Source organism: Streptomyces sp. CRN 30 (assembly GCF_034105845.1).
Genome location: NZ_JAVRHI010000217.1, coordinates 1 through 7,549, shown reverse-complemented (window position 1 = coordinate 7,549; position 7,549 = coordinate 1). Strand labels below are relative to the sequence as shown.

The window sequence follows — 7,549 nt, the reverse complement described above, 5'->3', positions numbered from 1 at the left end:
GTGGCCGGTACGCGCGCGTACCGGCCACCCCACCCCGTCTCACACCACCCGGTACTGCTCGTCCCGCTCGTCGGTGAGGAACATCTGCCCCGGCGCGTGGGTGATCGCGAACGGCGGACGCGAGGCCATGACCGCCGCCTGCGGCGTCACCCCGCACGCCCAGAAGACCGGGATGTCGTCGGGCTCCGGCTCCACCGCGTCGCCGAAGTCCGGCCGCGACAGGTCCGCGATGCCGAGCGCCGAGGGGTCGCCGCAGTGCACGGGGGAGCCGTGCACCGCCGGGAGCAGGGCGGTCTCCCGGATCGCCGCGGACAGGTACCGCGGCGGCACCGGCCGCATCGACACCACCGTCGGACCGTGCAGCCGACCGGCCGGACGGCACTGCCGGCCGGTCACGTACATCGGCACGTTGCGGCCCTGCTCGACGTGACGGAGCGGGACGCCGGTCCGGGCCAGCGCCCACTCGAAGGTGAAGCTGCACCCGATGAGGAACGAGACGAGGTCGGAGCGCCAGTGGGCGCGCACGTCCGTCGGCTCGTCCACCTGCTCCCCGTCCCGCCACACCCGGTAGCGCGGCAGGTCGCTGCGGAGATCCGCGCCGTCGGCCAACGCCGTCGTCCACGAACCGGCGTCCGTGACGTCCAGCACAGGACACGGCTTCGGGTTGCGGGTGCAGAACAGCAGCATGTCGTAGGCCCAGTCGGCGGGCACGGCGATCAGGTTGGCCTGGGTGTGGCCGGCCGCGACCCCGGCCGTGGGGCCGGCCAGCCCCTCCCGGAAACGGGCTCGCGCCGTGTCCGGGCGCCACGCGCGCGCGTCCGCGTGGACGAGGGCGACCGGGCGGTCGTCCGCCGCCCGTCGCGTGCCGGTACGGTCCCGCGCACTGTGCCGCGTGCTGTTCACGTCAGTTCCTTCCCGCGCGTCTCGGGCAGTCCGAGCAGCGCCAGGGCCGCGATGCCGTAGCCGATCGCGCCGAAGACCAGCGCGCCGCCCACGCCCCAGCTGTCGGCGAGGAAACCGACCGTCGTGGGGAAGACGGCGCCCACGGCCCGCCCGGTGTTGTAGGTGAACCCCTGACCGGTGCCGCGTACCGCCGTCGGGTACAGCTCGGCCAGGTAGGAGCCGAAACCGCTGAAGATCGCCGACATGCAGAAACCCAGCGGGAAACCGAGCACCAGCAGCAGCGTGTCGGCCCCCTCAGGGATGTTCGCGTACGCCAGCACACAGACCGCCGAGAGCAGGGCGAACAGCCAGATGTTGCGCCGGCGCCCCAGACGGTCGGTGAGGTAGCCGCCGGTCAGGTAGCCGATGAAGGCGCCGGAGATCAGGAACGTCAGATAGCCGCCGGTGCCGACCACCGACAGGCCGCGCTCGTCCTTCAGGTACGTCGGCACCCAGGTGGCGAGCGTGTAGTAGCCGCCCTGGACGCCGGTGGACAGCAGCGCCGCGAACAGCGTGACGCGCAGCAGTCCGGGAACACCGTCACCGCCCCGCGCGAAGATCGCCCGGAACGAGCCCTTGCGGGGACTCGACTCCCGCGCGGCGGACGCCTCGGGGGCGTCCCGCACACTGCGCCGCACCCACACCACGAGCAGCGCCGGCAGCGCACCGGTCCAGAACATGATCCGCCAGGCCAGATCGTCGCCGGCCAGCGAGAACACCACCGTGTAGACGACCGCGGCCAGCGCCCAGCCCACCGCCCAGGCGCTCTGCACCGCGCCGAGGGTCCGTCCCCGGTGCCGGGCGCTCGCGTACTCGGCGACGAGGATCGCGCCGACCGCCCACTCACCGCCGAAACCGAGTCCTTGCAAGGCCCGGAAGACGAGCAGCGTCTCGTAATTCGGCGCGAAGCCGCAGGCGACGGTGAAGACGGCGTACGTCGTCACCGTGATCAGCAGCGCCCGGACCCGCCCGATCCGGTCGGCCAGCACGCCCGCGAGGGCACCGCCGACGGCCGAGACGACCAGCGTGACGGTCGTCAGCAGACCGGTCTGCCCGCTGGTCAGACCGAAGTACGCGGCCAGCGCGACCATGCTCAGCGGCAGCGTGAAGTAATCGTAGGAGTCGAGGCCGTAGCCGCCGAACGCGCCGGCGAAGGCGCGGCGGCCCCGCGGCCCGAGGGCGCGCAGCCAGCCGGACGCGCCGTCGTCGGTGCCGGTGCCGGTGCCGGTGCCGGTGGGGGTGGGGGTATCGGTGCCGGGTGCGGCGGGGACGGAACGCGGGGCGGTGGGCAGGGCCCGCGGGGGAGGAGGAGTCGTGCTCATGGGCACCTCGCAGAAGAGGACGAAGGGTGCGTGCGGTATGAGCTGATTCCCAGCACCGTAGAGGATCGTTCAACGATCCTTCAATACCCCTGTTGTTTCGTTCTTGTGTCTGAGGTTGAATTCCGGGCATGGCAGAGCAGCTGGCGCAACTCGCCGACGACCGCGCCCTACTGGGGCGCACCAGCACCGCGGAGCGGGTGTCGGACATCCTCAGGAGCCGGATAGCCGAAGGGTTCTTCCCGCCCGGCACCCGGCTCTCCGAGGACAGCATCGGAGGCGCGCTCGGCGTCTCCCGCAACACGCTGCGCGAGGCGTTCCGGCTGCTCACGCACGAGCGGCTGCTGGTGCACGAGCTGAACCGGGGCGTCTTCGTACGGGTCCTGACCGTCGACGACGTCGAGGACATCTACCGCACCCGCTCCCTCGTCGAGTGCGCCGTGGTCCGTGGCCTGGGCGAGCCGCCGTACGCCCTCGACGGACTCGTGGAGGCGGTCGAGGAGGGCCGGCGGGCGGCCGAGGAGGGCGACTGGAAACGGGTGGGCACGGCCAACATCCACTTCCACCGCGAACTGGTGGCCCTCGCCGGCAGCGAGCGCACCGACGAGGTGATGCGCAGCGTCTTCGCCGAACTCCGCCTCGCCTTCCACGTCGTGGACGATCCGCGGCGCCTGCACGAGCCGTACATCGCGCGCAACCGCGAGGTCCTCGACGCGCTAGCGTCCGGCGGACGGGAACACGCCGAGCGGCTGCTCGCGGTCTACCTCTCGGACTCGCTGGACCGCGTCCTGGAGGTCTACCGGCGGCGGGTGGGCGAGGAAGGCTGAGCAGCGGGCCGGGACGGGCCTTTCCGGGGTCTTTCTGGTGGGGGCGTTCGCGGTCGTTTGGGTCGTTGTCAGACCTAGGACCTAGTCTGTGCACCGTGACTTCGCCTGCACCGACGGACAGTGCTCCGCCCCAGCTCAGCGCGGGGCCGCGGCCCGCACCGGGCCCGGCCGCCGACGAAGGGCTGGCGCGGCGGCTGCGCGCGCTCGCCTGCACCGCCCCGCTGCACGACCTCGACACCCGTAAGGCCAACCTCGCGGGCGAGTACTCGGTCTACGGCATGGCGGAGGTGGCCCTCGCCGCCATCGACCTCGTCACACTGAACATGGACTTCGACACGGGCGCCGACCACGACCAGATAGTGGCCAGGCTCGTCCCCCGCGTCGCGGCACAGGCCCCCCGCAGACCCGCCGCCGAGCACGAGCGGGTGGCCCGCTGGGTCCTGGAGAACCTGATCAACGTCGGCAGCGTCGACCGCGGCTTCCGCGCCGTGTACGGCACGTTCGAGCCCGACGGCAGCTACGTCCGCCGCGACTACGACTTCAAGCTGGTCGAGGAGGTCCCCGGCCCCGGCGGCGACGTCTACCTGCGCACCACGGACGAGGCGGTCAACGTCCTGGTCGGCGCCCTCGACACGGACGTCACCAGCGCCCAGATCGCCGCCGAGGTGAAGCTGGAGGTGCTCATCAGCCGCGGCCGGCTCGCCGACGCGCAGCTCGCCGCCGAGCAGGCCCGGTACCGCACCGTGCAGTACTCCGAGACGCTCCGCCGGGCCCTGGACGCCACCCGGCGCAACGTCCGCGCGGTCGACTGGCTCGAAGCCGTCCCCGACATGATCGCCGAGGCCCTCGACCACGTCGCCGACCGGTACCGCCACGAGAACGCGATCCTCACCAACATCCGCAAGGCCCGCGACGAGACCGAGGACGCCGAGCACAAGCGCCGCGCGGCGGAACTCGTCGACATCGTCAAGGACTGCATCCGCCGCCACACCCAGCTCCAGTCCCGGCTGCTGGAGGCCGGACCGCTCTTCCGCGCCGAGCAGGACCGGCAGGCCTTCGCCACGCCGCTCGCCTCCTCGGGCATAGACCTGTACGGGCACCTCGTCGCCCCCGTCCTGCCGCTGCCCCTGGAGCGGGCGCTCCGCGTCACCGACGCGTTCTTCGCGCGCGGCACCGGGCCGCGCACGCCCGTCTCCGTCCGCGTGGGCGACCTCGTCGACCTGCTGCTCACCCCGCCCGTCGAACGGGAGCACCTGGGCGCGGAGATGCCCGAGCCGGACCTGATCGCCACCCCGGACGACAGCAGGTTCAGCGAGGAGCAGCTCGCCGCGGCCAAGAAGCTGCTCGCCCTGCCGCACGACGCGCCGCGCCGCCTCTCCGGCCTGCTGGCCGAGGCCCGCCGGGCCGACTCCGAGCTGCCCTACCTCGTCGCCCTGCTCGCCGTGCACGCCGCCAGTCCGCCGGTCGGCACGGCCTACCGGCAGGGCGAGGAGAAACTGCTGTTCGCCGTGGACGACGGCACCGAACTCGACGACCCGGAGTTCGGCGGCGCCGACCTCATCGTCGGCACGGCCCTGCTGGACGCGGCCGGCATGGCGGCGGACCGGACGGAGGCGGCATGACACCACGAACACCCGCCCGAGCCGCCACGCCGTCTCCCACGCCGTCTCACGGCGTGACGCCGCCTGTGCCGAAACACGGCGAACCTTCGCTCGGCCAGGCTCGTTGCGCCGTCCCGGCCGGTCGGGGCCGGGGCACCGCGCCAGTAGGTCCGGACGGGGGCACCGCCCCAGACCGTGTCACCCGAGCAGGCATCGAGGAGCATCACCCGTGACCGAGTCCGTCGACTGGAGCGAACCCGAGCCGGCCGCCGCCGAGAAGGCGACGACCGTCACCCCCGCCGACGCCGCCGACGCGGCCCGGCTCGTCGCCTTCGGCCTCCAGCCCAAGCTGCTGCCCGCCCGCGACCAGGAGTACGCCGACCTGCTGCGCCGCCACCGCGAGGACCCACCGTTCGCGCGGCTCGCCGACGCCGTCGCCGCCGGCCTCGGGCTGATCGTCCTGGAGGTCTCCCCGCGCGCGGGCATGGCCGTGACCGCCGCCGAGGACTCGGTGTTCGCCGTCCGCATGGGCGACTACGCGCGCCGCGCGTCCACCGACTCCGGCGACCGCTTCCTGCACGGACTGGCCCACCTCGCCGTCGCCGCCATGGCCTTCCCCCGCCCCGAGGACCTCGCCGACGACGGCTACATCGGCCGCGTCACCGTCAACGGCGTCGACGGCTTCGTCCGCCAGGCCTGCCACCGCCTGGAGGAACGCGCCGCCGACCAGGGCGAGAACACCGACCCGGTCAGCGACGCGCCCGGCCTGGAGTCCGCCTGGCGGGTCTGGGTCCGGCGCAGCGCCACCGGGGCCACCAAGGACGCCCGCCGCCTCCCCGGCTCCACCACCGGCATCGTCGGCAAGGCCGTCGCCTTCCTCACCGACTCCGGTTTCCTCCAGCGCACCGGCGACGACCACGGCGGCACCTACCGCACCACCGCCCGCTACCAGCTCCAGGTCCGCGACATGGCGGGCGGCGCCGCCATGGCCGAGCTGCTGGAGCTGGGCGTCGTCCCCGTCACCGACGGCACCCCGACCCTGCTGCCCGCCGAGGACACCGACGACCTGGAGCTGGTCGCCGACGCGGGCCTCCCCTTCCACTCGTCCTGACACCGCCCCGCTCCACCCGTCCCGACATCCGCCCCCGCCAACTCCCCGAAGAACCACGAGAGTCCGCCATGTACGAGCTGTCCCGGGTCCGCCTCTACTCCATCGGGCCCGCCGGTGCGCGCTACGCCGACACCGTGCTTGACCTGCGGGGCGTCGGCGAACCCGTACCCGACCCGGCGCCCACGCAGGCGGAGTTCTTCGAGGAGGAGCCCGTCGGCCCGCCGCGTCGCCCCGCCCCCGCCGGCGTGCTCTTCCTGGAGAACGGCGGCGGCAAGTCCGTCCTGCTCAAGCTGATCTTCTCCGTGATGCTGCCGGGCCACCGCAACACCCTCGGCGGCGCCAGCTCCGGCGTGCTGCGCAAGTTCCTGCTCGCCGACGACTGCGGACACGTCGCCCTGGAGTGGCAGCACGTGCAGACCGGCGAGTGCGTCGTCGTCGGCAAGGTCAGCGAGTGGCGCGGCCGCCAGGTCTCCAACGACCCGCGGAAGTTCGCCGAGGCGTGGTACTCCTTCCGCCCCGGCCCCGGACTGACCCTGGACAACCTGCCGGTCGCCGAGGCCACCGCCGTCCGTCCGCCCGTCGAGGGCGCCTCCGGAGCACAGGGCCGGCGCCGCACCATGAAGGGCTTCCGGGACGCCATGACGGAGGCGGGCAAGGCGTACCCGCACCTGGAGGCGCACTGGGAGGAGATCCACGAGCGCTGGACCGAGCATCTCGGTGACCTCGGCCTCGACCCCGAGCTCTTCCGCTACCAGCGCGAGATGAACGCCGACGAGGGCGAGGCCGCCGGCCTCTTCGCCGTCAAGAAGGACGCCGACTTCACCGACCTGCTGCTGCGCGCCGTCACCGACACCCGGGACACCGACGGACTCGCCGACCTGGTCAGCGGCTTCGGCAACAAGCTGGGACGCCGTGCCGAGCTGATGGCCGAGCGGGACTTCACCGCCGGCTCCGTCGACCTGCTCGGCCGGATCGTCGAGGCCACCGGCGCCCGCGCCCGCGCCCGCGAGATCCACACCGCCGCCGAGCGCCGCACCCGGACCCTCGCCCGCCGTCTCTCCGCCCGCGGCGTCGTGGAGCGCGCCCGCGCCGCCGACCTGGCCCAGCGGGTCACCGCCGCCGCCCACGCCGTCACCCACGCCGAGTCCGCCCGGGAGCGCGGCGCCCTGATCGCCGCCGAACTCGCCTACCGGCACGCCTCCCTCGCCCTCTCCGCCGCCGAGAAGTCCGCCGCCGCGCAGAAGCGAGAGCTGGCCGACGCCCGCACCCTGCACTCCGCCTGGCAGGCCGCCGAGGCCGCACTGCGCCACCGCGCGGCCACCGACCGCGTCACCCGCGTCGCCGCCGCGATCCAGGAGGCCGAGCGGGACGCCGCGCCCGCGCTCGCCGCCCGCGCCAAGGCCGCCGTCGACCTCGTCCGCGCCCTGCACGCGGCGGCCGGCAAGGCGGAGAGCCACGCCGACGAGGAGGAGGAGCGCTCCGCCGCCCTCCAGGAGACCGGCGACGCCGCTCACCGCGACGCCACCGCCGCCGCCACCGAGGCCCAGCGTGCCCGCAGCGAGGCCGGACACCTCCGCCAGCGGCTCACCGAGGTCGAGCAGGAGACCGCCGAGGCCGTACGCGCCGGCTGGCTCGACGACACCGCGCCCGACGCCGACCCGGCCCGCGCCGCCCTCGCCGCCGCCGACGCCGAGAAGACGACCGTCGCCGCCTGGGACACCGCCCGCGAGGCCGCCCGCCGGGCCACCG

At 73.9% G+C, this 7,549-nt stretch carries 5 protein-coding genes and 1 pseudogene; 4 read left to right on the top strand and 2 right to left on the bottom strand.

Translation table 11 applies throughout. From position 1 onward, the window contains the following. Positions 1–39 precede the first annotated feature (39 nt). Both UW392_RS23285 and UW392_RS23280 read right to left on the bottom strand, forming a co-directional pair. Positions 40–903 carry a putative hydro-lyase gene (locus tag UW392_RS23285; RefSeq protein ID WP_320777031.1) on the bottom strand — a complete coding sequence of 288 codons (864 nt, stop codon included), beginning with the start codon at positions 901–903 and terminating at the stop codon, positions 40–42. Continuing rightward, the gene (locus tag UW392_RS23280) at positions 900–2,264 is read right to left on the bottom strand and encodes an MFS transporter (RefSeq protein WP_320777030.1); all 1,365 of its coding nucleotides are present in this window, start codon (positions 2,262–2,264) and stop codon (positions 900–902) included. The genes UW392_RS23285 and UW392_RS23280 overlap by 4 nt, the downstream gene beginning before the upstream one ends. A 128-nt stretch (positions 2,265–2,392) precedes the next feature. Between UW392_RS23280 and UW392_RS23275 the strand changes: the two genes are divergently transcribed. The 4 genes and pseudogenes from UW392_RS23275 to UW392_RS23260 form a co-directional block, all read left to right on the top strand. Then, positions 2,393–3,088 carry a GntR family transcriptional regulator gene (locus UW392_RS23275; RefSeq protein WP_320777029.1) on the top strand — a complete coding sequence of 232 codons (696 nt, stop codon included), beginning with the start codon at positions 2,393–2,395 and terminating at the stop codon, positions 3,086–3,088. Between the two features lie 95 nt (positions 3,089–3,183). Continuing rightward, entirely contained in the window at positions 3,184–4,710 is a 1,527-nt protein-coding gene (locus tag UW392_RS23270; protein ID WP_320777028.1) for a hypothetical protein, read from the top strand. 208 nt (positions 4,711–4,918) lie between these two features. Further along, positions 4,919–5,800: a hypothetical protein gene (locus tag UW392_RS23265; RefSeq protein ID WP_320777027.1), complete on the top strand. Its 882-nt coding sequence runs from the start codon at positions 4,919–4,921 to the stop codon at positions 5,798–5,800. 68 nt (positions 5,801–5,868) lie between these two features. Next, positions 5,869–7,549 (top strand): annotated as a pseudogene (locus UW392_RS23260) (hypothetical protein); the annotation flags it as partial.

What these genes read in the sequence shown, in the direction of transcription:
- UW392_RS23275 (WP_320777029.1), top strand. Translation starts at nt 2,393, where the DNA reads ATGGCAGAGCAGCTGGCGCAACTCGCCGACGACCGCGCCCTACTGGGG.
- UW392_RS23280 (WP_320777030.1), bottom strand. Translation starts at nt 2,264, where the DNA reads ATGAGCACGACTCCTCCTCCCCCGCGGGCCCTGCCCACCGCCCCGCGT.